We start from the raw sequence: 746 nt of genomic DNA on the forward strand, positions 1-746 counted from the left end.
AGGCGCGCTTCTCGCCATGGTGATAGGCTGCTGTCAGGACTTCCAATTCCTCGTCGGTGAGAGGAGCAACAAAACGCTGGGCCACCCTTGTCATCCCTGATTGGAAATGTTGGCACAGTATGCAGGAAAACTTATGTAAAGTCACTTAACATGAACCTGAGGAGATCCTCAGATTGGCGTTAACTTTTGTGTGCATACCCTCAGTCATTCTTTCTTTCTTGAGTCTCCCCAATCCGTTCGCCCTGATGACCCTCCTCTGCACCGCTTCCTGCAGTATCCCACGCCCACTCTCCATCAACGTAAACCAGTGCCGGGCACGGGTAATGCCGGTGTAGACCAGTTCCCGCGTGAGGATGGGGTTGGGGGCGTCCGGCAGTAGCAGGGCGGTGTGGATAAATTCCGAGCCCTGGGACTTGTGGACGGTCATGGCGTTGACAACGACACAGCCTGTACGCAAGGGATACCCCTATGGCAACGGATTTTCCCAGCCCCGCATCAACCTGCACCCGCACGACCGTCGGGTGCAGTTCAGGATCCCCCAGTGTCAGGATGGTTGTCGCTCCCTCTGATATCCTCTCGTAAGAACCCAAGGGGGCGATAGGAGTCGTTCATGCCTCGCTGTCGACGCCGGAGCTATAAGTCCGTAAATCATCAAAACAGATTGTCCCCCCGACCCGCATGACCTTTCCTTGCTGGTGACCAAACCTGTAAGGACCGCGCCATGCTGAGCCGAGAGGACTTTCTCA

Annotated in this window: 1 pseudogene; it reads right to left on the minus strand. The window is 55.8% G+C overall.

The window, feature by feature from the left end:
* Positions 1–226 precede the first annotated feature (226 nt).
* Positions 227–436 (minus strand): annotated as a pseudogene (locus IE093_RS22335) (ATP-binding domain-containing protein); the annotation flags it as partial.
* Between the last annotated feature and the right edge of the window lie 310 nt (positions 437–746).

This window comes from Litchfieldella qijiaojingensis, from assembly GCF_014651875.1.
Taxonomy (GTDB): Bacteria; Pseudomonadota; Gammaproteobacteria; order Pseudomonadales; family Halomonadaceae; genus Litchfieldella; species Litchfieldella qijiaojingensis.